Annotated in this window: 17 protein-coding genes; 15 read left to right on the top strand and 2 right to left on the bottom strand. The window is 44.2% G+C overall.

The window, feature by feature from the left end; genetic code table 11:
• Positions 1-114 precede the first annotated feature (114 nt).
• The 3 genes from rexB to QM351_RS04100 are packed head-to-tail and all read left to right on the top strand — an operon-like array spanning position 115 to position 7,364.
• Entirely contained in the window at positions 115-3,381 is a 3,267-nt protein-coding gene (gene rexB, locus QM351_RS04110) for an ATP-dependent nuclease subunit B (protein ID WP_414326678.1), read from the top strand.
• On the top strand, positions 3,378-7,043 hold the full coding sequence (gene addA / locus QM351_RS04105) for a helicase-exonuclease AddAB subunit AddA (RefSeq protein ID WP_414326720.1): 3,666 nt from the start codon (positions 3,378-3,380) through the stop codon (positions 7,041-7,043). Before rexB ends, addA begins: the two co-directional genes overlap by 4 nt.
• Positions 7,044-7,046: 3 nt before the next feature.
• Entirely contained in the window at positions 7,047-7,364 is a 318-nt protein-coding gene (locus tag QM351_RS04100) for a DUF4298 domain-containing protein (RefSeq protein WP_414326676.1), read from the top strand.
• Between the two features lie 357 nt (positions 7,365-7,721).
• On the opposite strand, the gene QM351_RS04095 is transcribed toward QM351_RS04100, so the two are convergent.
• The gene (locus QM351_RS04095; RefSeq protein WP_003002781.1) at positions 7,722-7,892 is read right to left on the bottom strand and encodes a DUF3042 family protein; all 171 of its coding nucleotides are present in this window, start codon (positions 7,890-7,892) and stop codon (positions 7,722-7,724) included.
• Between the two features lie 83 nt (positions 7,893-7,975).
• Between QM351_RS04095 and miaA the strand changes: the two genes are divergently transcribed.
• The 10 genes from miaA (at position 7,976) to QM351_RS04045 (ending at position 17,618) form a co-directional block, all read left to right on the top strand.
• Entirely contained in the window at positions 7,976-8,863 is an 888-nt protein-coding gene (gene miaA, locus QM351_RS04090) for a tRNA (adenosine(37)-N6)-dimethylallyltransferase MiaA (protein ID WP_414326674.1), read from the top strand.
• Positions 8,856-10,103: a GTPase HflX gene (gene hflX, locus QM351_RS04085; protein ID WP_414326672.1), complete on the top strand. Its 1,248-nt coding sequence runs from the start codon at positions 8,856-8,858 to the stop codon at positions 10,101-10,103. Before miaA ends, hflX begins: the two co-directional genes overlap by 8 nt.
• On the top strand, positions 10,087-10,716 hold the full coding sequence (locus QM351_RS04080) for a cystathionine beta-lyase (RefSeq protein WP_414326670.1): 630 nt from the start codon (positions 10,087-10,089) through the stop codon (positions 10,714-10,716). The genes hflX and QM351_RS04080 overlap by 17 nt, the downstream gene beginning before the upstream one ends.
• 3 nt (positions 10,717-10,719) lie before the next feature.
• Entirely contained in the window at positions 10,720-11,649 is a 930-nt protein-coding gene (gene rnz, locus QM351_RS04075; protein WP_414326668.1) for a ribonuclease Z, read from the top strand.
• Between the two features lies 1 nt (position 11,650).
• A complete protein-coding gene (locus QM351_RS04070) occupies positions 11,651-12,406 on the top strand; it encodes an SDR family NAD(P)-dependent oxidoreductase (RefSeq protein WP_414326666.1) in 756 nt (251 codons plus the stop codon).
• A 64-nt stretch (positions 12,407-12,470) separates the two neighbouring features.
• On the top strand, positions 12,471-13,127 hold the full coding sequence (locus QM351_RS04065; RefSeq protein WP_414326719.1) for a class I SAM-dependent methyltransferase: 657 nt from the start codon (positions 12,471-12,473) through the stop codon (positions 13,125-13,127).
• 1 nt (position 13,128) lies between these two features.
• The gene (locus tag QM351_RS04060; protein ID WP_414326664.1) at positions 13,129-13,533 is read left to right on the top strand and encodes a GNAT family N-acetyltransferase; all 405 of its coding nucleotides are present in this window, start codon (positions 13,129-13,131) and stop codon (positions 13,531-13,533) included.
• 240 nt (positions 13,534-13,773) lie between these two features.
• Positions 13,774-15,240 carry a hypothetical protein gene (locus QM351_RS04055; RefSeq protein WP_414326662.1) on the top strand — a complete coding sequence of 489 codons (1,467 nt, stop codon included), beginning with the start codon at positions 13,774-13,776 and terminating at the stop codon, positions 15,238-15,240.
• A gap of 187 nt (positions 15,241-15,427) precedes the next feature.
• Positions 15,428-16,819: a hypothetical protein gene (locus QM351_RS04050; RefSeq protein WP_414326661.1), complete on the top strand. Its 1,392-nt coding sequence runs from the start codon at positions 15,428-15,430 to the stop codon at positions 16,817-16,819.
• A gap of 34 nt (positions 16,820-16,853) precedes the next feature.
• Positions 16,854-17,618 carry a hypothetical protein gene (locus QM351_RS04045; protein WP_254726931.1) on the top strand — a complete coding sequence of 255 codons (765 nt, stop codon included), beginning with the start codon at positions 16,854-16,856 and terminating at the stop codon, positions 17,616-17,618.
• Between the two features lie 190 nt (positions 17,619-17,808).
• Here the strand turns inward: QM351_RS04045 and QM351_RS04040 are convergent, their stop codons facing one another.
• Complete coding sequence (locus QM351_RS04040) at positions 17,809-19,878, bottom strand: Ig-like domain-containing protein (RefSeq protein ID WP_414326658.1); 2,070 nt, start codon at positions 19,876-19,878, stop codon at positions 17,809-17,811.
• A 479-nt stretch (positions 19,879-20,357) separates the two neighbouring features.
• Between QM351_RS04040 and recJ the strand changes: the two genes are divergently transcribed.
• Together recJ and QM351_RS04030 are read left to right on the top strand one after the other, a co-directional pair.
• Positions 20,358-22,583 (top strand): single-stranded-DNA-specific exonuclease RecJ, encoded by a 2,226-nt coding sequence (recJ, locus tag QM351_RS04035; RefSeq protein WP_414326656.1) that lies wholly within the window; start codon positions 20,358-20,360, stop codon positions 22,581-22,583.
• Complete coding sequence (locus QM351_RS04030) at positions 22,580-23,173, top strand: TipC family immunity protein (protein ID WP_414326655.1); 594 nt, start codon at positions 22,580-22,582, stop codon at positions 23,171-23,173. The genes recJ and QM351_RS04030 overlap by 4 nt, the downstream gene beginning before the upstream one ends.
• Positions 23,174-23,182 lie beyond the last annotated feature (9 nt).

Here is a 23,182-nt window from a genome sequence, read left to right as displayed (position 1 = left end):
CTCCTAAAATTGGGCCAAGAGGAGCATGACTTCTTGCTTTAGTCCCTCCTGTGAAAATGATATAATAAGAAGATAACAAGCTCTCAAGAAAATGCCAAAAGGAGAACGGATCGGATGAAATTACTCTATACGGATGTTCGGACCCCCTTGACCCAGGTCCTGACACAAGAAGCCGTAGGGATAGTAGAACAGGGCAAGCGTGTGTTTTACATTGCGCCCAACTCTCTTTCCTTTGAAAAAGAAGCCAAGGTCTTGTCCTATTTAGAAGGTCAGGCTTCTTTTGCCATTACCGTCACGCGCTTTGCCCAAATGGCTCGTTATTTCATCCTGAATCAGGTTTTTGAGGAGCAACCCTTGGATGATATCGGTCTCGGCATGTTATTTTTTAAAGCTCTTTCCCACATGAAAGAGCAGGATCTCAAAGTTTACGGGGCCCTGCGTAAGGATCCTCAGTTTATCCAGCAACTGGTCCAGCTCTATCATGAATTGCAGACGGCCCAGATGGATTTTACAGATTTGGAATTGCTCGAGGAAGCTGAAAAAAGAGAGGACCTCTTGGCGATTTTTGAAGCGGTCTCTGAGATGCTGGTCAAGCACCAGTATGAATCCCAGTCCAAGATGGCCTTTTTCCTCAATCAGGTCGAAGAAGGGCAGCTGGAAGAGCAATTAAAGGATGTGGCGATCGTTGTCGATGGCTTCACGCGTTTTTCTGCGGAAGAAGAGGCCTTGATTAGTCTCCTTCATCGAAAAGGAGTGGAGATTGTCATCGGGGTCTATGCCAGTGAAAAAGCTTATCGAGCAAGCTTTAGAGAGGGAAATCTTTACCAGGCCAGTGTTGACTTTCTCCTTCAGTTGGCAAAGACATTTGAGGTACAGCCTCAGTATTGTGGGCAAGCGATCGAAGATTCCTTTAGTCGCATTAGCCGCATGCTAGAAGCGCGCTACGATTTTTCACAAGTGGAAAATGAGCTGGAGGACCAAGACCGAACAGCGGTTCAACTCTGGCAGACCAATACACAAAAAGAAGAGTTGGAATTTGTCGCCAAATCCATCCGTCAGCATCTTCACGATGGGGCTCGCTATCGGGATATTCGGGTCTTGTTAGGCGATGTGGAAGCTTATCAACTGCAACTCAAGACCATTTTTGACCAGTATCAAATTCCCTTTTACTTAGGACGAAGTGAAGCCATGGTCCACCATCCCTTGATTCAGGTCATTGAATCGCTAGGGCGGATCAAGCAGTTCAATTACCAGACGGAAGACGTCATCAACTTGTTAAAAACGGGTCTGTATAGTGATCTGACGCAAGAAGAAGTCGATGCTTTTGAGCAATACCTTCGCTTTGCGGAAGTAAAGGGTGCTACAAAATTTTACAAGCCTTTTACCAGCAATCGTCAGGGCAAGTTTAATTTGGAAGAGCTCAATACTCTCCGAGAACGCGTCGTAGAACCTCTAGCCCTCTTCTTTTCACAGCGCAAACAAAAGGTGACCCATCTCTTAACCGCCTTTACAGAGTTTCTGCAAGAGGCTCAACTTTCTCAGAATCTACAAGCTTTGATCAAGGATCTAGCCTTGGAGGAGCAGGAGCGCTATGACCAGGTCTGGAAGGCCTTTCTCCATGTCTTAGAGGAGTTGAACCTGGTCTTTGAGGACCAAGAGCTGACCGTGGATGACTTTTTGGCCCTCCTTTTATCGGGGATGCAATTGTCTCAATACCGGACAGTTCCTGCTACGGTCGATGTGGTGACGGTTCAGTCCTATGACTTGATTGAACCCTTGACAGCGCCTTATGTCTACGCGATCGGGCTGACCCAGGAGCGTTTTCCAAAGATTGCTCAGAACACCTCTCTACTCAGTGAAGAAGAGCGCCAGCAGCTCAATGAGGCCACCCAAGAAGGAGCAGAGCTCCAGGTGGTGACCAGCGAAAATCTTAAGAAAAATCGCTTTGTGGCAGTTTCACTCCTCAATGCGGCGACCAGCCAACTGGTCTTATCGGCTCCTAGCTTAGTCAATGAAATGGAAGATAGTGTCTCTCCTTACCTTGTAGAATTGGCCAAGGAACCTATTGCCATCGAGTGGACAACCAAACAAGCACAAGCTTCGAGTGATGACATTGGGACCTACCGATCCCTTTTAGCGCGCGTGATCGAACTCCATCAAGAGGAGATCACGAGTGAGTTGTCTCCTGAAGAAGCCAGCTTTTGGGGTGTGGCCGTACGGGTCTTGCGCAAGAAATTAGCCGCTGAAGGCATTCAGATTCCTCAGATTTCAACGGAATTAAAGAGCCGTCAGCTTCAGTCGGATACGCTTCAAGCGCTCTACCCTGAGGGCAAAGCCTTGACCTTATCTGCTTCTGCCTTGAATGAATACTACAAGCACCAGTATGCTTTTTATCTGCGCTATGTCTTGGGCTTACAAGAGGATGAGACCATCCGACCAGACGCTCGCAGTCATGGGAATTTCTTGCACCGAATCTTTGAAAAAGTCTTAAAAGATAGTTCCGATCAAGCTTTTGATCGGCGATTAAATGAGGCGATTCGAGAAACCAGCCAAGAAGCAGAGTTCCAGCAATTGTATGGAGAAAATGGAGAGACCGAGTTTATTCGCAACTTGCTTCTTGATACCGCGAAAACAACGGGGCGTGTCCTCGCCCAGCAAAATGGGATCGAGACCATCGGTGAGGAGACCCTCTTTGGTGGAAGTACCCACACCTCTTATCCATTGTCCGATGGCCGTCTCCTGCAGCTACGAGGCAAGGTGGACCGCATTGATCAATTGAGGGATCGGGGAGCCCTCGGAGTCGTGGACTACAAGTCCAGTCTGACGCAGTTCCACTATGACAAGTTCTTTAATGGACTAAATTCTCAATTGCCGACCTATCTTTCTGCGATTCAGGATTTGAAGGAATACCAAGAAGAACAAGGGATATTCGGAGCCATGTATTTGGAAATGGGAGATCCTGTAGTGGATCTGAAAAAGACCAAGACAATAGAGGATGCCATCAACCAAACCATGAAAAGTCAACAGTACAAGGGGCTCTTTATGGCAGATCAGGCGCCTTATCTGGGCGAGGCCTATGACAAAAACAAGGCCATGATGCTGAGTAAGGAAGAGCTGGACTTGCTCCTCTTGTACAACGCTTATCTCTATAAAACAGCAGCAGAAGGGATCCTCAAGGGGCAATTTGCCATCAATCCCTATAGTGAAAATGGGCGCAATATCGCACCATTCGTGGAGCAGTTTAAATCCATCACAGGATTTGAAGCGGATCGTCACCTAGGTCAGGCACGGTTCTTGACCAAACTAGACCAAAAAGGAATACGCGGTGAAAAGGTGAAAGCCGCTTGGATCGAGAAGATGAAGGAGGTCTTGAACAAATGATCAAACAAGCATTTTTGACAAGAGAAGAAATCAAGGCCCTCCAGGTCCAAGAGGCAGCTTCTACCAAAGAGCAAAAGCGGACGCCAGAACAGATCGATGCCATCTATAGTTCGGGGACCAATATCCTGGTGTCGGCCTCTGCTGGATCAGGAAAGACCTTTGTCATGGTGCAGCGGATACTGGATCAGATGCAGCGTGGCATTTCGATTAAGGAGCTCTTTATCTCAACCTTTACGGTCAAGGCAGCAGGGGAGCTTAAGGAGCGTTTGGAAAGTGAACTTGGAAAAGCCCTGCAAGCGAGCGATGACCCAGAGCTCAAGCAACACCTGGCCCGTCAAATCGCAGATGTCGCCACCAGCGATATCGGAACCATGGACTCTTTTACCCAAAAGGTCCTAACGCGCTATGGCTATTTGCTTGGGTTGGCACCCCAGTTTCGCATTTTACAAAACGCTAGTGAGCAACGCCTCTTACAAAATGAAGTCTTTCAGGCTGTTTTTGACCGCTATTACCAGGGGGAAAACCAAGAAGCCTTTGTGCAGATGGTCAAGAATTTCACGGGACAGCGCAAAAATTTAACCTTGTTTAAAGAACAGATCTACCAGATCTATGACTTTCTTCAGTCGACCAGTGATCCGGAGAAATGGCTGGAAGAGCATTTCCTAAAAGGTTATGAGGAGACTGATTTTGAACAGGTTGAAGGTGCTCTGATGGAGAGCATCCAGCAGGCCCTTTATGAGGCAGAAAGCTTTTTTGCCTTTCATTTGTCCAATGAGGGCCAAGCATTTGGCAAGGCCAAATATTTGGAAGCTGTCGAAGAGGTGCTCGATCAAATTGGAAGCCTGACAGGTCCCACCAATAAAGAGCAACTGACCTCTGTCCTAAAAGCAGTCGTGGCGATTAGTCGGGCTTCAAATGGGGGAGCCTTGACCAATAGAGCTCGTAAGGAAGAGTTGAAAGAGTTAGTCACGGCTTATAACCAGGATAAAACCATACATATCAACCGCCTCAGAGACTTGGAAAATCAGCTCTATCAGCTGGAATTTCAACAAACCTTCCACCAAGAAGAAGGCCCCATGCTCTCCTTGCTACGGGACTTTATCAGAGACTTTTCTCACGCTTATCTGGAACGAAAAATCCAAGAAAAGGCTTATGAATTTGGAGACATCAGTCATTTTGCGATTCAAATTTTAGAGCAATTCCCAGAGGTGAGACAAGCCTTTCAAGAGCGATACCATGAGGTCATGGTCGATGAGTACCAAGATACCAACCACACCCAAGAGCGGATGTTGGACTTGCTATCAAATGGTCACAATCGCTTCATGGTGGGGGATATCAAGCAATCCATTTACCGCTTCCGTCAGGCAGATCCACAGATTTTCAATGATAAATTTAAGGCCTACCAAGAAGAAGGGGCAAAAGGGCGGTTGATCCTCCTCAAGGAAAATTTCCGGAGTCATGTGGAAGTGTTGGATGCGACTAATGATGTCTTTCGCCATTTGATGGACGAAGAGGTAGGAGAGATTGACTACAATCAAACCCACTATCTAGTTGCAGGAAGTGACAAGCAGTTGATAGCCTTGCCACAACATCGGGCAGAATTTTTGCTCTATGATGGCAGCCAAGACCAGGAAGAAAAGGCCGAAGACGAGGAAGCTGCTTCTGGACTCGAGACGGTTTCCAAGGGAGAGATTCTCCTTGTCATCAAAGAAATTTTACGCCTCCATCGGGTGGAAAAAGTGCCTTTTAAAGACTTCACGCTCTTGACCGCGACTCGAACGCGAAATGACGCGATTCTGGAAGCCTTTGACCAGTATCGTATCCCGATTGTGGCAGATAGCGGCCAGGCGCATTATCTTGAGTCACTGGAAGTGATGGTCATGCTGGATACCTTGCGGACCATCAACAACCCTTTGCATGATTATGCCTTAGTAGCCCTCATGAAATCCCCCATGTTTGACTTTGATGAAGATGAATTGGCACGGATTTCCTTGCAGTCGCTTCCAGAGCAAAAGCAGGTGGCCTTCTACCACAAGGTCCAGTTAGCCCTTGAACAGACTGCAGAGCATGCAAATCTGATTGATACCAAGCTCCTCGCTAAAATCGAGAACTTCCTCCAGGTTTTATCTGATTGGCGGGCTGCTGCCAAGACCTCTTCGCTTTATGATTTGCTGTGGAAAATCTATGAGGATCGCTATTACTACGACTATGTTGGCGCCCTTCCAAATGGCGCCCAGCGCCAGGCCAACCTCTATGCCTTGACGCTTCGGGCCAATGATTACGAGAAAGCCAGCTTTAAGGGCTTGTCACGCTTCATTGCTATGATCGATAAGATCATTGAAAATGAACACGATTTGGCCAGCGTCCCTCTGGCGGCACCAAAAGATGCCGTCCAGCTCATGACCGTCCATAAGAGTAAAGGGCTGGAATTCAAGTATGTCTTTATTCTCAATATGGACAAGGCCTTTAACCGTAAGGATCAATCGGGGCCAATCATTCTCAGTCGTCAAAAAGGGATTGGATTTAAATATGTTGCGACCCTGCCGGTTGAGACAGAAAATCCAGCTGCTCCAGAATCCATTCGCCTGCAGATCGAAACGCCTTGCTACCAACGCAATGTGGAAGAAACAAAATTGGCCACGATTTCTGAGCAGATGCGTCTTCTTTATGTCGCCATGACACGGGCTGAGCTCAAGCTCTATCTGGTCGGAAAAGGTCGCGAGGACAAACTGCGCGATACCGATTGGGGGACTAGTCGCAATGGCAAATTGGATCCTGAAAAAAGAAAAGAATGGACCTCTTATCAGGACTGGCTCTTTGCTATTCAAGATGTGTTTACCAAGAATACTCTGGCCTATGACACGCGTTTTGTGACAGATGAAGACCTGACACCAGACCAGCTGGAACCACTAGAGAAGGAGAAGGATTCCCGCTTCGATCAGCTCAAGGATGTCCGCCAGTCAGAGGATATTCGTCGGGCCTTGGATATCTTGGAAAATGTTGATCGGCTCAATCAGCTCTATGCTCCGGCCATTCATTTACCAAGTGTCCGTACCCCTAGTCAGATCAAGAAATTCTACGAGCCGGTCATGGATGCCAATGGCGTCCAGATCATGGATGCAAAGAGTGTGACGCCTGACTTTGAGCTACCAACTTTTGGTCAAGAAAAATCCGTGACAGGAGCCCAAGTCGGTAGTGCCGTCCATGAACTCATGCAGCGCGTGCCTCTTGAAGAAGAAATCACGCTAGATACACTGCGTCAAGCCTTGGAGCAAGTCCAAGCAGAGCCAGCAGTCAAAGCCCGTATTAAGCTAGAGGCCATCCTTGCTTTCTATGAGACACCTTTGGGGACCTTGCTTCAAAAAGAAGCCTCTCGAGTCCGTCGCGAAGCTCCCTTTGCCATGCTGAAGAAAGACCCAGCCAGTGGTGAGGACTTTGTCGTGCGGGGGATCTTGGATGGTTATTTGGTGCTAGAAGACCGGATCCTACTTTTTGATTACAAGACGGATCACTACAAGGTCCCTAGTCAATTGGTCAAACGCTACCGGGATCAGCTCGATCTCTATGCAGAAGCTCTTCGTCGTTCTTATGGCAAAGAGCAAGTAGAAAAATACCTCGTGCTTCTAGGTGGCCCTCATCTAGAAGTGGTGAAAGTGGAGTAAACCATGGCAATTGCACAGGAAAATATCGAACGCATCCAAAGAATGGAAAGCTATTTGAATGACTATGCTAAGACTTTGGAAGATACAAAAAAAGCAGTGGATCGACTAAGAGAGCATCAAGAAAGCTATATCCAACTGCGCGATTATTATAGTAGTCAGACCTATTTTGATGATTTGGACTTGTCTAATCAAGCTGACTTTCCAGCAGATCTTCCTTGTGGTGTCTTATCCGAAGATGCTGTCTATGATTTGTTAGACGAGCATTTTCAGATGGGAGTGGAACTCTTGGAGATCGCAACGAAGATGATCAAAGAACGGTGAAATTTCAATCTAAAATCTCCGGTTTCCCGGGGCTTTTAGATTGAAGACAAACGTCATCATAGAAACTTTCCTTAGGTGAGTACGGACGTCAGCGAACTTCGAAGAAGTTCCATGACTTAGTTTTGAACCTAAAGTTTCAAAACTACCGAGTGCTAGAAACAATCGTGTTTCTAGCACTTTTCTCACGGCGGAAAGTTTCAGTATATGTTTGAATAAGCATAATATATATCATTCTAATTCTTTTAGCATTACTTGTGTTAGCATATCGTGACAAACCCTACCAGTAAAAGAAAATTTTCCAAAATGGACTTTTTCTTCAGCAAAAAAAGCTCCGGTTTCCCGGAGCTTTTTGAATGATTAGTGTGAGACACGGCGACGTGCTGCTTTTTTGCGGTTTTCTTCGATGAAAGCTGCTTTTTGTTCTTCTGGTTCGATTACTTTTTTCTTGAACGTGTAAACTGCACCTGCGACAGCAGCAACTGTACCAGCAACACCAGTAACAAAACCTTTACCAAATCCTTTAGCCATGAGAATTTCTCCTTTTCTGAACTTTAAATATTTATGTTATAATATATGGTAACGAAAAAACGTGAATTTTGCAAGGAAAAACGATGAAAACCAAGATAATTGTGATTGTGGGACCGACTGCTGTTGGGAAAACTTCTCTTGCGATCGATTTGGCGCAAGCCCTCAATGGTGAAATTATCAGTGGCGATAGTCAACAAGTCTATCGCAAGCTAGATATTGGAACAGCCAAGGCGACACCAGAAGAGCAAGCTGCAGCTCCCCATCATTTGATCGATGTACGGGAGGTGACCGAGTCTTACTCGGCTTTTGATTTTGTAAGAGAAGCTAAGGCTGCGATTGAGGATATCACAGCTCGAGGCAAGCTTCCTATCATTGCAGGTGGGACGGGTCTTTACATCCAAAGTCTGCTCGAAGGTTATCATCTAGGTGGTGAAGTTCCTCATGAAGAGATTCTGGCCTATCGCGCTCAATTGGACTTGCTGTCGGATGAAGACTTGTACCAAAGAGTGGCGGAGCAAGGACTTGTGATTCCTCAGCTCAATCGCCGTCGGGCCATGCGGGCTCTTGAAATTGCGCATTTTGGGAAAGACCTAGCAAACGAAGAGACGGACTATGAACCCTATCTGATCTGTCTAGATGATGAACGCTCCTTGATCTATGATCGCATCAATCGTCGAGTAGATCGCATGCTAGAGGAGGGCTTACTGGATGAAGCTCGCTGGCTCTATGACCATTACCCAGATGTGCAAGCCAGTAAAGGCATTGGCTACAAGGAACTCTTTCCCTACTTTAAGGGGGAGCAAAGCCTTGATGAAGCCAGTGAGACCCTCAAGCGCAACACCCGGCGTTTTGCCAAACGGCAGCTGACCTGGTTTCGAAATCGAATGGAAGTGACCTTTTACGCCATTTCTGCCCCCCACTTCAAGGAGCAGGTTCTTGCAGATGTAAAGGAGTTTTTACAATATGATTGAAACAGAAAAGAAACAAGAACGCATCCTATTGGTCGGTGTGGAACTTCAAGGCATGGACAATTTTGATATGTCGATGGAGGAGTTGGCCAGCCTAGCTAAAACAGCCGGTGGAGATGTCCGGGGCTCTTATACACAAAAACGGGAGAAATACGACACCAAGACCTTTGTCGGCTCAGGAAAACTAGAAGAAATTGCTCAGATGGTCGAAGCAGATGAGATTACGACAGTGGTGGTCAATAACTGCCTGACACCTCGTCAAAATGTCAACTTAGAAGAAATCCTTGGGGTTAAGGTCATTGACCGGATGCAGCTGATTCTAGATATCTTTGCCATGCGGGCTAGGAGTCATGAAGGGAAGTTGCAGGTGCACTTGGCCCAGCTCAAATACCTCTTGCCACGCCTTGTCGGTCAAGGGATCATGCTCAGCCGTCAGGCTGGGGGAATTGGTTCTCGTGGTCCAGGGGAAAGTCAGTTGGAGTTGAATCGCCGGAGCGTTCGCAATCAAATCACCGATATCGAACGCCAGCTCAAGGCTGTTGAAAAGAACCGGGAAACCCTTCGTGAAAAACGCATGGAATCACCAGTCTTTAAGATCGGTTTGATCGGCTATACCAATGCAGGGAAGTCGACCATTATGAATAAATTGACTAGTAAGAGCCAGTATGAAGCTGATGAACTCTTTGCAACCTTGGATGCCACAACCAAGAGCATCCACCTAACAGGCAATCTGCAAGTGACTCTGACCGATACGGTTGGCTTTATTCAGGACTTGCCGACAGAGTTGGTATCGAGCTTTAAGTCGACTTTGGAGGAAAGTAAGAATGTGGATCTTTTGGTCCATGTCATCGATGCTTCTGATCCTAATCATGAAGAGCATGAAAAGACCGTGCTCTCTATCATGAAAGATTTAGATATGCTGGAGATTCCTCGCTTGACCCTCTACAACAAAGCGGATAAAGTAGCGGACTTTACCCCAACCCAGACACCTTTTAGCCTGATTTCAGCTCGCTCTGAGACAGCTCGAGAGGATCTGCAGGCTTTGTTCCTAGAAAAACTGAGAGAACTCTTTGTTCCCTTTACTATTCGCGTTCCCTTTTCAAAATCCTATCGGACACATGACTTAGAGACGGTCGCGATCATTGACCAGCGCGAATTGGAAGAGGATGTCGAGGTCATTCAAGGCTATATCGCAGAGAAAAATAAGTGGAAGTTGGAAGAATTTTATGACGGATTACGTTGATTTAGCAATAAAATATGGGGGCTATACTAGCCTCGATCGAGTCTATCTGACCAATCTTTTAAGCACCATCCCTGAGGAATTGCGGCTCCGTGTGATTACACCTCCCCCAAGTGTGATCAACGCTTATTTCGCTGAGCTCTACCAAAAGAAGAGCCCCAAGGAGGCCATGGATTATTTCTTGGACTTGAGCCGAGCATTTGACTTATTCACAGTTCAGCAAAGCTTTGATGAACAAAAACCTTTTATCCGCCTCAACTTATCAGGTCAGTCTTATGGCTTGGCCTATGTAAATGAAGAGATAGCCTGTGTCTTTGCTGAACATCCAGCGGCGGAAATCACCCCTTCGATTTTATTCGAAATCGCAGAGATTTTTCCGCATTGTTTAGTCTTTGAAAAAGATGGCAAGATCTGTCTGCAAGAGGCCGGCCCAGAAGTGGTGACCAAAACCGAAGCCCTCACAGCCCTGACGGACTTGATGACTTTGGAAGATGGACGCTTGAAACTGTCAGGTTATAACCAGGAGGAGCTGCTTGAGCAGGCTCAAGCCTATCCTTTCAACCTTTCGTTCCGTTCAGAGAACCGGACGGCCATGATTTATATAGATAGAAAGTAGACAATGGACATTCAATTTTTAGGAACGGGAGCTGGGCAACCCTCAAAAGCCCGGAATGTATCGAGCCTAGCGCTCAAATTACTAGATGAGATCAATGAAGTCTGGCTCTTTGATTGTGGCGAGGCGACACAGAATCAAATTTTAGAAACGACCATTCGTCCGCGAAAGGTTAGCAAAATCTTTATTACTCACTTACATGGCGACCATATTTTTGGTTTGCCAGGATTCCTATCTAGTCGGGCCTTTCAGGCCAATGAAGAGCAGACGGATCTGGATATTTATGGTCCAGCTGGCATCAAATCATTTGTCATGACCAGTCTTCGCGTATCGGGTTCTCGCCTGCCTTACCGCATCCATTTTCATGAATTCGATGAAAACTCTCTAGGAAAAATTTTAGAAACCGATAAATTTACGGTTTATACGGAAGCTTTGGACCACACCATTTTCTGTGTAGGTTACCGGATTATGCAGAAGGACCTCGAAGGAACACTGGATGCAGAGAAGTTGAAGGCGGCAGGAGTTCCTTTTGGACCGCTCTTTGGGAAAGTCAAAAATGGGCAAGACGTCACCCTGGAAGATGGCACTAAGATCATTGCAGCCGACTATATTTCAGCCCCTCGACCTGGTAAGATTATCACGATTCTAGGAGATACCAGAAAGACAAATGCCAGTGTCCGCCTTGGAGTCAATGCGGATGTCTTGGTCCATGAGTCCACCTATGGCAAAGGAGATGAGAAGATTGCTAAGAAACACGGCCACTCGACCAATATGCAGGCGGCAGAAGTAGCGCGTGAAGCTGGCGCCAAACGCCTTCTTTTGAACCATATCAGTGCCCGCTTTTTATCAAAAGACATCAGTCAATTGCGCAAGGATGCGTCCAGCATTTTTGAAAATGTCTATGTCGTCAAAGATTTGGAAGAAGTGGAGATCTAAGATGCGAACCATCATCATCACAGGAGCAAGTGGAGGCTTGGCACAGGAAATGGTCAAGCTCCTCCCTGAAGACCGGCTGATTCTCTTAGGCAGAAATCAAGAAAAACTGGAAAAACTCTATGCCAATCATCCTCAAACCGAGTGCATCGGGCTTGATATCACAGACTCCTCAGCTGTTCAACAGCTAGTCGAAGAGCTCTATCAGCGCTACGGACAGATCGATATCTTGGTCAACAATGCTGGCTATGGGATTTTTGAAGAGTTTGACCAGATTACCAATGAGCAGATTCATGCCATGTTTGAGGTCAATACCTTTGCCCTCATGCAGTTTTCACGTTTGATGGGTGCGCACATGAAGGAAGCAGGCAAGGGGCACATCGTCAACATCGTCAGCATGGCGGGGCTCGTTGCAACAGCCAAATCAAGCCTTTATTCAGCTACTAAGTTTGCGGCCATTGGCTTCTCCAATGCCCTGCGGTTAGAACTGATGCACTTTGGTGTCCATGTGACGACGGTCAATCCAGGCCCCATTCGGACCACTTTCTTTGATCAGGCAGACCCAGACGGAAGCTATGTCAAAGCTGTGGACCGCTACATTTTGGAACCAGACTTTGTGGCTAAGAAGATTGTGAAGAACTTTGGAAAAGCAAAACGCGAGCTCAATTTGCCTTGGCTTTTGAACCTGACCCACAAGCTCTATACCCTTTTCCCACGCATCTCGGACAAGCTAGCTAGCAAGATGTTCAATTTCAAATAGGAGGAGATCGATGGCCGCAAATATTCAAGCCTATTTAGAAAACCTCCGCCAACCTTGGGGATAGATCTATTATGATATCCTTTTTGAACAATTAAAAGACATCAAGGGAAAACGGGTGCTTGATTTTGGCAGTGGCTTTGGACTGGTGGCCAACCACCTAGCGAAAGACAATGAGGTCCTTGCTGTGGAGCCAAACGAGGAAATGGTGGCCTTGCGGGCCCAGGACCATCCCTACCAGCAACTCGTTGGGAGTCTGGACCAAATAGAGAGCTTTGAAGATGCCAGCTTTGATGTCATCCTCTGTCACAATGTCTTGGAGTATGTAGAGGATCGCAAGGTGGTTCTCAAGGCATTCACCCGTCTCTTGAAACCAGGAGGCCTGCTCTCTATCGTCAAGCACAATGAGGTTGGCCGCGTCCTGCAGACCGTCGTCTTTGAAAATGATACTCAGAAGGCGCTTGATCTCTTAGCCGGTCAAGACCTGGAAACCCACTCCATGGGCTTGGCACAGGCCTATGATCTAGATAGAGCAGTAGACGATCTAGCCCTCGAAGTTCAGGACTACCAAGGGATCCGTGTCTTTTATGCCTTGCAGGACAATCGCTTCAAGGGCCAAGAAGGCTGGCGAGAGTCTATGCTCAAGATGGAGCTATCTGTTTGCCAAGAGTCCCCTTACCGGGATATGGCCTTCTTCCAGCACTATAGGTTAAAAAGGAGTTAAGATGTTAGATTATAAAAAAGAAATTCCAGCGATGACAGACCTACTCGCACTCTACGGCTCGGTTGGTTGGACCAATTATACCAACAACCCAGCTATGTTGGAAGAAGCTGTCAAAGCCAGTCTCTGGCAGTTAGCCGTCTATGATGAGGACGAGCTCGTCGCCTACATTCGCTTAGTAGGAGATGGCCACTCTGTCCTTTTGGTCCAGGACCTCTTGGTGCGACCAGATTACCAGCGTCAAGGTATCGGAAGGAAACTCTTAACAGAGGCTTTAGCGACCTTCCCTACTGTCTATCAACGGCTCCTCGTCACTGAACGTAGCGAGAAAAATCTAGCCTTTTACCAATCCCTGGGCTTTGTTGAATTGTCAGAGCAAGCCTGTACAGGGATGATTTATATGAAATAGAGAGTGGGACAGAAATCGGTCATTCGTTAGAATTCGATTTCGTCGTCCCGCCTCCGCAAAGTTGAGTAGGGCAGTAAAAGCTGATGAAATCAGCCTAGTAGAGCCCACTCAACCACTGCGTCTTGCTCGACAATCCAAAGACAATTGAGAGGCTAGGGCTTTTGTCCCAGCCTCTTATCTATTTGACTGACAAAAGAGGGAGTTGATGATAAAATGAGAATGAGATCGGGAGGAGATAAGATGAAGAAAAATATAAAACGATGCCTGTTAGTTGGGGGGATACTATTCCCCTTATTATTTAGTGCATGTCATCAAGGAAGTACAGAAAAAAAGGATTCATCGAATAAGAATCTATCGAAGAAAACGGTTCGAGAAGACATCCATTTTGATAAAACTGGACCAGCTGCATCATTCGATTGGAATGCCAAGAGTGGTAATAAATACAGAACATTTGATCATGATCCTTCATATATGAGATCAGCTCCGAGTGACGGGATTTCTAAATATAGTGTGCAACAAAATGAAGCTCCTCTCGATGAAGAGGGAAAAGTTCAAAAAGCTTTGCAAGTAGTTGAAGCAATTTACATTGATCAAGATGAAATGGACACAGTAGTCAAGGCTAGTGGAGTAATGAGTCAGGAAGAAATGTATAACCGGATCTGGAAGGACTATATTGTTCCTAAAATAGAAGAAAGTAATAGGACCTTTGATTCAAATACTTATTTTGAGTATCTAGGAGAAAAATATCCACTCAAAATCTATGGTCCCATGTATTTAAAATTAATGACCAATGCTCTCCCCACTGAAAGGAGTTACGAATTAAAGGGATATGCAGTTAAGGGGAATAAGGTAGTCCTAAAAATTCAAACACCAGTCTATAGTCCAAATCAATTACCAAGAGGAAAAGGGTACAGATCGAGTGTTGATCCCAATAATCCAAATGAGACCATGTATGCTTGGTTAGATGAACTACACCAGAACTATGCTGAAAAAGACAACCGAGGAGACCATCTTTCTTATATAATGCTTTCTAGCATCTTACAACATTTAGTTAAGGAAAATTTTAATGCGCGTTTTTCAACCGGTAGTATGAGTGGTAGTACGGAAATGACGATCGAAATGGAGGTGACCAACCAAGGTCAAGTCCAAATTGATACTAAAAATTTGGCACTCTTGTTACAAATTCCTCAACAAATGCAGAAAGCTAATCAATCTGGAGGTGGAAATGATAATAGTATCTTTTGGCCCATCATTACTGATAGCGTCACTGATGAAGGAAAGGTAAGTGAAAAGCTAAAAGATTTTAACCCACAAAATCCAGTCAAAAAATATGCAATTGGAGAGCCAGTCGTTTTCGGAAATGGAATAGTCGTAACGTTGGATAGTGTACTTGAAGAACCGAACCTAGATATCCAAGACGATCAAGAATTTGTTGATAAAAATAAAAATCAACACAAAATCATTGTTCAGTTTACCATTTCAAATCCAACTCATCTAACCGTTGCAAATGCCCCTGATTATAGCAATGTCGAACTCTATGACGGCCATGGAACAGAATCTCATATGTTAACGAGTACGTTAAATTATGATCAACCACATGTTTTTGAAGCAGGAGAATCTGGTATATATAAAATTAACTATTTAACAGATGGAGATGGACCATTTACAGTTGTTTATGGTGATGCAAAATGGGTCATTCCAAAATAAAGAAGAATCCTAATCTTTAGTCAGCTTATTGTAAATGTTAGTTAGTTTAAAAAATTATAAGAAGCTTCAGTTATCAATGATTTATTAAAAAATTTATTCATATGTGGTTGGAAAAGTCGGAAGACTTTTAAAGAAAAATGACGAACAAATAAGGTAAAAGAAGCGTACAGAAAGTAGAAAAGAGAGAATGAAGAAGGTTTTTAAATCAATTAAGTTTTGGATATTTATATTACTCGTTACCTTGGCAGGCGGCTGGTTCATCCAATATGAAATTCATAAGCGTGATATATCACAATTTGTAACTTGGAAACCTCGTCCAAATATTGTTGATTCCCAATTTATTGCAGGTGGGAAAGCAGTAGCCATTCAATGGGATAATAAAGAGGAAGTGGATGAAGCGCTGGAAGCATATTCGTATAATTCAAAAGTTAAAGTAGAATGGTTTATAAATGGTGGAAATAGTGAACGGTACATTGCACAAGAAAGTTACAAATTAAAATCTGACCCACGTCTCTATTTTCAATATTATATTCGTGGTAATCAAGTTCCTTACCTAACTACAAATAAAGCACAAAAGGGAGAGTACTGGCTCATTGATGTCTATGATACCAAGGACAAGCGCTTAGTGAAGAAAACATATGATGTTTTTAAGATAGTACGAGATATGAATAAGAATTATATCCCCTTATCTGTTAAAGTTTCTTCTATGTTGTTGGATACAGATGATGGAGAAACATACATTCCGATTGATATTCTTGTCGATAAGAAAGACAAATATATTGTAGAACCTGGAAATATCTATGTACAAACAGAGTATCAATCTCGTATAGGGTTAATGAATGTTAAGGATGGAAAGTTCGCTTGGAAAACCTCATCAGGCAAAGGTTATGAACAAGTTCAAAAAGAAAATCGAGAAAGCGACAAAGACTTGCATCCATTTGAATACAATTTTGAAAGAGGACAATTGCAGCTCCAACATTCACGTTTGTTATTTACAGATCGTAGTGATGAGACTAAGGACATCCCATTGAAAACACTCTATCCGAAAGTATATTCGATTTTAAGCAAAGGGAATAATCCAACTACTGTAAAATGGGGTGAAGAATATACAAAAGGGGAGAATGCCTACCTATACTTTCTCGGACCAGAAGATCTCAACTTTGATATTTCATTTTTGGAACTGCTTTATAAAGTTCCAGAGCAGCGTTCAGGTGGATGGTACGATGTCCTACAGTATCATAAGATACCAGCAGAATTTTCAAAAGATGGCCAAGAACATCTCGCGAATAATAAAAAGGAGTTTTTCCAATATTTTAAAAAGGAATTAAATCAAAGTAAGGATACTACAGAGTTCTCATTATTGCGACGCTTGTATGAAGTACAGAACTACGTGGTCTCTAGAGATTTTGGCCAGTCCTTCGGTAACCTTACCATACCAGCTGAGTATACTAAAGATGGGAAGGTTCATGTCGTTCAAAATGATAAAGAATTCTTCAAATATATGGATTTAGAGAAAATTCCTAATAAAAAGATGAAAGAAGATATTAAAAAAATGTTCTCATATGCTGTAAAAAATTAATCGATTAGGTCGAATTTAGCAAGGAGGTCAGGCTATGAAGCCCAACTATTTCAAACTATTCGCAGGAATTCCACTTATTCTTTGTTGCCTCCTTCTTTCCAGTTGTAAGATCATGAAACCGAGTGATTATAAAAAAGCGAAGGAAGTTGTCAGCAGTGAGCTTGCTAAGGTTGGTCTGCATGGGAATGTCAAAATTAATCGTCTTTCCTGGCAAGCTTTAGAAATTCCAGGTTATAATGTCGATTTTACTTATTCGGAGAAAACCTATGACGGTCAAACCGTACCTCTTGAGGTGCATGCTTTCTTACAAAATGACTGGTCTGATCCCTATGGACAAACCACTCCAAGTTATAAAGAAGTTTTTACAGAGCAGAAGGCAGTACAGAAAAAAGAGGCCCAACTACTGGATAAGCTTAAAAAGCAGGATCTAGGCCTGACGCTCTCTTATTTTCATTTTCTTTCCAATGTTGATTCTTCTTATCAAAAGGAGGCTGCAGAAGAATTGGAAGAACTGGCGGCTCAAAATAGGCAAGAAGGAAAGAACGATTTTGCGGGTTATTACCAGATTCCGTACGCCACCCTTATTCAAAAGGGGATGGTTCGTATGATGATCTCAGTAGAAGACGATCAAGCCATCCAAGAAAAGGATTTAAAAGCTGCCGCTAAAAAGTTGGATGCTAGTGTTCTTCCAGATGGTGACTATGATTTCTATTATCTGGATTTCAAGAATAAAGATCATGAATCCATTTCCTATCATTTCAAAGTCAAAGATGGACAGGTTGTGAAATTGGATCAGTAAAAATGGTAAAACAGGAAAAACGACAGCTCAGGATGAAGGTCCCTGAGCTGTTTTTGTTATCTATTAAAGAAAAATAGGATAAAAAAGAGAACCTTTCGGTTCTCTCTATTTGTTTCAACTTCTATGAATGAGAGTAGAAGTTTCTTCGTTAGGGGGTTGATAGAAGTAAGGACTGTTCCTAATGATACGATTAGTTATCAGTCAATTTCCGTTTGATTCCAACAGCACCTGCTAAGACAAGAATTCCTGAGAAGACAAGTCCAGATGCAACAACTTCACCTGTATTTGGAAGAAGCGGTTTGCGACGTCCACCATTGTTTCCACCATTTGAACCTGGCGCATTTGGTGTCGTTGTGGTACCAGAATGACTAGGTTTATTTGGATTTTCTGTTGTAGTTGAAGAAGTCTTAGGTTCTACAGTTGTAGTCGTAGTTGTTGTTTCTTCCTCACTACTATTGTGGTTTTCTGGCTCTTCTGGTGTTGTAGTCGTAGTTGAAGTAGTCGTAGGTTCATCGGTAGTCGTTACTGTAGTCTTAGGCTCTTCAGAAGTAGTTGAAGTAGTCTTAGGCTCATCAGTAGTTGTTACCGTAGTTGTGGGCTCTTGAGTCGTAGTAGTTGTAGTTGTAGGCTCTTGAGTCGTAGTGGTTGTGGTTGTAGACTCTTGGGTCGTAGTGGTTGTGGTTGTAGACTCTTGGGTCGTAGTGGTTGTAGTTGTAGGCTCTTGAGTCGTAGTAGTTGTAGTTGTAGGCTCTTGAGTCGTAGTAGTTGTGGTTGTAGGCTCTTGAGTCGTAGTAGTTGTAGTTGTAGGCTCTTGAGTCGTAGTAGTTGTGGTTGTAGGCTCTTGAGTCGTAGTAGTTGTGGTTGTAGGCTCTTGAGTCGTAGTAGTTGTGGTTGTAGTAGTCGTAGTTGTTGTCGTAGTTGTAGTTGGTTTATTTGATGTGTTGACCACTTTAATCACGTTGTCATCATCAATTTTCTCAACTTTAGAAGTGTAACCTTCTGGAGTGTTAGTTTCCACTACTGAGTACTCAATCTTCTTACCGTCTTTGATACCTGGCAATTTCGTAAATTCTGCTTTCCAGCCAGAAGCTTTTGTAAGGGTTTGTGTTAACCCATCCAAGGCTTTCCCGTCCGCATACAATTGAACCGTGATATCTTTACGGTCAGCTTCCTCATCACCAACCCATTCTTTTTGAACAGTGACAGTTTTATCACCGCTCACCCAGAAGTTCAATTCAGTGTTGTTCCAGAAGGCTGGGTCAGTTTGAGGTGTTGTGATTTCATCAGCTGTCAATGTAGCATTGTTGTCAACGCGAATGGTTGTCTTAGGAATTAATGTTTGGTATTCAACGATCAATTCATCGCTAGATGCTGTTTTAAAGACATCACTGACATCTGATAAATTCACGGTAAATCCATTGCCGTCCGCATCGAATTTAACATGTTTCCAGAAGTCCCAACCAGAAGCCACCACTTGTCCACCTTTTCTTAAAGTGAAGGATGGTTTCAAGTAAGTTCCCACAAAGAATTCATTTGCAGCGTGGTTTGCGGCAGGAGCAAAAGTGATTTTTGAGTAATCGACTGCTGGAGCTTGGATTTTATCTGATACAACAGGGTTTGTGATGGCTTGTTTCTTACCATCCCCGTTGATACGGATGAACCATTTTGTCAGATAGTAGTCATCTCCAACATTCAACCATGCATAGTTTTCAGAAGCGTCTAGTTTGAATTGCTTAGCTACATAGTCACCAGTAAGGTTGTACTTGTTCAAAACAGATTCAAATACGCCAGGTCCATCAGGACGAGTGATGACAACTGATTCTGAACCTACTTTAGAAGTGGCAGTCTTGTTTCCAGGATTTCCTGGAGTGCTATCCCATTCTGCTTTGTATGAGAAACCACCCTTCACATTTTGGTTCATGGATTCGATTGCTTTTTTAAAGGTAAAAGTAATCTTTTTGTTTGTCATCGAAATGGTTGCGACTTCAGCTCCATTTGCTTGGAGTGATTGAGTTGCAACTTCAGTGATATTGACACCTTCTGGAGCATCAATAGTAAACGTATCACCGTCTTTAACTGATTTACCAGTTAAATCCCAGTCAAATGAAAAGATAACTTTTTGTCCACTTGCTTGGGCCTTTAAGTTGGTGACGGTTGGTGAAACAGTGGCTGCACTTACGGGTTTGATCACAGACAAGCCCAAGGCTACCACGCCGATGATAGCTACAAATGCAACTATCTTTTTATAAAGAGATTTCAATTGGCCTCATTTCCTTTCTTCTGCCTGCCCTTTCCGAGGCTTTTCTATATAGTGATATATCCCAAAATAGAAAGGCTTCTAATTTCTACTCCATGAAACCAGCTGCCTCAGTTTAGGATAGATCGATGAATTATATGCTCCTCTTTATGCATTAAAAGAAAACAAACCCACCGACAAAATCAGCTCAAACCCTCTAACTACGTTTGTTTAGATAGAAAAACAAGGGAAATGACAAGCGTCATAATGTTAAAGTGATAATAAACGTTGCAAATTTTAACAGAATAATCATCCCATTGCATATTTAAAAGATTATTATCAACATTATTATATTCTTTTAGTGTGATAAGTCAAGTTAAATGCAACAAAAATAAGGCAAAATGTTGATTTTGGTTTTTGTATAAGTCGACCTTTTATTTCCCGCCATTTTAGCCTTTCATGATATAATATTCAGATAAGAAAAAGAGGAGACCAAAAGCTAGATGATCACTTCAAAATACGATTGGCAGTTAGCTTCGCCAAGTGCAGATGAGGCCTTTTTAGCCCTTGCTAAAAAAGCAGGCCTAGAAGCGTCCGTAGCAACCTTACTGTATGAGCGTGGCATTCAGACCAAAGAGGATTTAGAAGACTTTTTAGAACCCAAGTTAGAAAACCTTCACGACCCTTATTTGCTCCATGATATGGACAAGGCTGTGGAGCGCATTCGACGGGCCATCGAAGATTACGAGCAGATCCTCATCTATGGAGACTATGACGCGGACGGGATGACTTCGGCCTCTATTATGAAGGAAACCTTGGAGCAGATGGGAGCAGAGGTGCAAGTCTACCTACCCAACCGCTTCACAGACGGCTATGGACCCAACGAGAGTGTCTACAAGTACTTTATCGAGCAACAAGGCATTTCTTTGATTGTCACGGTGGACAATGGTGTCGCGGGCAATCAAGCCATCGCTATGGCTAAGGAAATGGGAGTGGATGTCATCGTGACGGACCACCACTCTATGCCTGAGGACTTGCCGGATGCTTATGCGATCATCCATCCAGAGCATCCAGATGCGGCCTATCCTTTCCATTATCTAGCAGGCTGTGGTGTGGCCTTTAAGTTGGCCTGTGCCCTCCTAGAGGAAGTACCGGTTGATCTTTTAGATTTGGTCGCGATCGGGACCATCGCTGACATGGTGAGCCTGACAGATGAAAATCGAATTCTGGTCAAATACGGCCTGGGGGTTCTCCAACATACCCAGCGCATGGGCTTGCAAGAGCTCTTGGAGATCGCTGGGATTCGTCCAGAGGATATTAATGAAGAAACAATTGGCTTTCAGATCGCCCCTCGTCTCAATGCCCTTGGTCGCCTCGATGACCCAAATCCAGCCATCGAACTACTGACTGGTTTTGACGATGAAGAAGCGCACGAGATTGCTCTCATGATTCATCAAAAGAATGAAGAACGAAAAGAGATCGTCCAAAGCATCTACGACGAAGCTAAAACCATGGTAGATCCGAGCTTGTCCGCCCAGGTCTTGGCTAAAGAAGGCTGGAATCCGGGAGTGCTTGGCATTGTCGCTGGTCGTCTCCTAGAAGAACTTCACCAGCCGGTCGTTGTTTTAAGTATCGAGGATGGACGAGCTAAAGGAAGCGCTCGGAGTCCTGAGTCGGTCAATATCTTTGAGGCTCTCGATCCTTACCGGTCACTTTTTGTCGCCTTTGGAGGACATGCCGGTGCAGCAGGGATGACACTCGAGGTGGACCAACTTCCTGCCCTATCTCAGGCCCTTACGGATTACATTAGAGAGAAAGAGATTGATCTCAGTAGCAAGTCTAGCTTAGCCATCGATGAGGAACTGCATCTAACAGAACTAACGCTTGAAACCTTGAAAAGCTTTGAACGCTTGAGTCCTTTTGGCATGGACAATAAAAAGCCCGTCTTTCTGGTCCGTAATTTCAAGGTAGAAGGAGCGCGCTCGATGGGAGCTGGCAATGCCCACTTGAAACTCAAAATTTCTCAAGAAGATGCGACCTTTGAGGTGGTTGCCTTTGGCTTGGGTAGCTTAGAGGCGGAGTTTGCCCAGGCGCAAGACCTTGAGCTAGCTGTGCAATTATCAGTCAACCAATGGAATGGCCAAACAACTCTGCAGCTCATGCTGGTTGATGCGCGTGTGGATGGTGTGCAGCTCTTTAATATCCGCTCCAAAAATGCCAGTCTCCCCGCAGGTGTTCCGGTTCTTGATTTTACCAAAGACCTGCCAGATCTGACAGGCGCTTCCGCTGTAGTGGTTGGAAATATCCCTGAGGATTTAGAGTCCTTACGGCAAATTTTCCAAGAGCATGATTTTCAGGCTGTCTATTTCAAAAATGAGATCCCCAAAGCCTATTATCTGACAGGGTACGGGAGCAGGGACCAGTATGCCAAGCTCTATAAGACCATCTACCAATACCCTGAGTTCGATGTCCGCTACAAACTGAAAGACCTAGCAGCCTATCTCAAGATCCAGCAGATCCTCTTGGTCAAAATGATCCAGATCTTCCAAGAGCTGGGCTTTGTGACCATTGAAAATGGCATCATGAAGGTCAATAAAGAAGCAGAAAAACGGGAAATCGCTGAAAGCACCATCTACCAAAACCTCAAACAAACCGTGAAAGAGCAGGAGTTGATGGCCCTTGGGACGGTTCGTGAAATCTATGACTATCTGACAGGACAGGCCTTATGAAAAAACACCTAAAACAGTTTCTCTGGCTCACTCCCATCCTGCTATTTGCTCTTTATTGGTTGGGAATCTACCTGAGTCTCAAAAACCCCATGGAGGAGATCGTTTACTCTGAAAATGGTGGATTGATGCGCTATATCACAGTGAATCGATTTACTCAGTCGATTGGCAACTTAAGTCCTTGGAAGGAAGATGAAGGATTTCAAATCTACCCCTATTCTAAAGGAATTGTCGGTGGAAACGAAGAACTGTCCGTGCTGATGTTTAGGGAAACTCCCAACTGGACCTATATGTATGATCTTGAACTACAAAAAGGTGTGACTCTTGGTTTTATATATAAATACAACTCGTCTAAAAAGCTGTTTTTCCAGGAAGAGATTTACCTTTCTAAAGAAGATACTACCTACAAAGGCCAGCAACTCCTTGATCAACTTGCCACCTATGGCAAAGACCGTACTTGGTTGAAAAAGAAAAGTAAGAAAGTTGTCGAGCAGTATATTCTTGGTACTTGGTTTAGGAATGGTAGTTCCCGTTATTCCTTGAAAAACTTGGGGGATCTGAAAATCGAGTACAATAAATTGATAGAAGAGTAGTAAGTTTTT

This window comes from Streptococcus parasanguinis, from assembly GCF_047465465.1.
In the GTDB taxonomy this organism is placed as follows: Bacteria; Bacillota; Bacilli; order Lactobacillales; family Streptococcaceae; genus Streptococcus; species Streptococcus parasanguinis_AI.
The sequence above is the reverse complement of the archived record's forward strand: the minus strand, read 5'-3'. Positions and strand labels throughout refer to the sequence as shown.

Coding starts and splice junctions, on each gene's coding strand:
- addA (WP_414326720.1), top strand. CDS start 3,378: ATGATCAAACAAGCATTTTTGACAAGAGAAGAAATCAAGGCCCTCCAG.
- QM351_RS04055 (WP_414326662.1), top strand. CDS start 13,774: ATGAAGAAAAATATAAAACGATGCCTGTTAGTTGGGGGGATACTATTC.
- QM351_RS04095 (WP_003002781.1), bottom strand. CDS start 7,892: ATGGCTAAAGGATTTGGTAAAGGTTTTGTTACTGGTGTTGCTGGTACA.
- recJ (WP_414326656.1), top strand. CDS start 20,358: ATGATCACTTCAAAATACGATTGGCAGTTAGCTTCGCCAAGTGCAGAT.
- QM351_RS04060 (WP_414326664.1), top strand. CDS start 13,129: ATGTTAGATTATAAAAAAGAAATTCCAGCGATGACAGACCTACTCGCA.
- rexB (WP_414326678.1), top strand. CDS start 115: ATGAAATTACTCTATACGGATGTTCGGACCCCCTTGACCCAGGTCCTG.
- miaA (WP_414326674.1), top strand. CDS start 7,976: ATGAAAACCAAGATAATTGTGATTGTGGGACCGACTGCTGTTGGGAAA.
- QM351_RS04070 (WP_414326666.1), top strand. CDS start 11,651: ATGCGAACCATCATCATCACAGGAGCAAGTGGAGGCTTGGCACAGGAA.
- QM351_RS04080 (WP_414326670.1), top strand. CDS start 10,087: ATGACGGATTACGTTGATTTAGCAATAAAATATGGGGGCTATACTAGC.
- rnz (WP_414326668.1), top strand. CDS start 10,720: ATGGACATTCAATTTTTAGGAACGGGAGCTGGGCAACCCTCAAAAGCC.
- hflX (WP_414326672.1), top strand. CDS start 8,856: ATGATTGAAACAGAAAAGAAACAAGAACGCATCCTATTGGTCGGTGTG.
- QM351_RS04050 (WP_414326661.1), top strand. CDS start 15,428: ATGAAGAAGGTTTTTAAATCAATTAAGTTTTGGATATTTATATTACTC.
- QM351_RS04045 (WP_254726931.1), top strand. CDS start 16,854: ATGAAGCCCAACTATTTCAAACTATTCGCAGGAATTCCACTTATTCTT.
- QM351_RS04030 (WP_414326655.1), top strand. CDS start 22,580: ATGAAAAAACACCTAAAACAGTTTCTCTGGCTCACTCCCATCCTGCTA.
- QM351_RS04100 (WP_414326676.1), top strand. CDS start 7,047: ATGGCAATTGCACAGGAAAATATCGAACGCATCCAAAGAATGGAAAGC.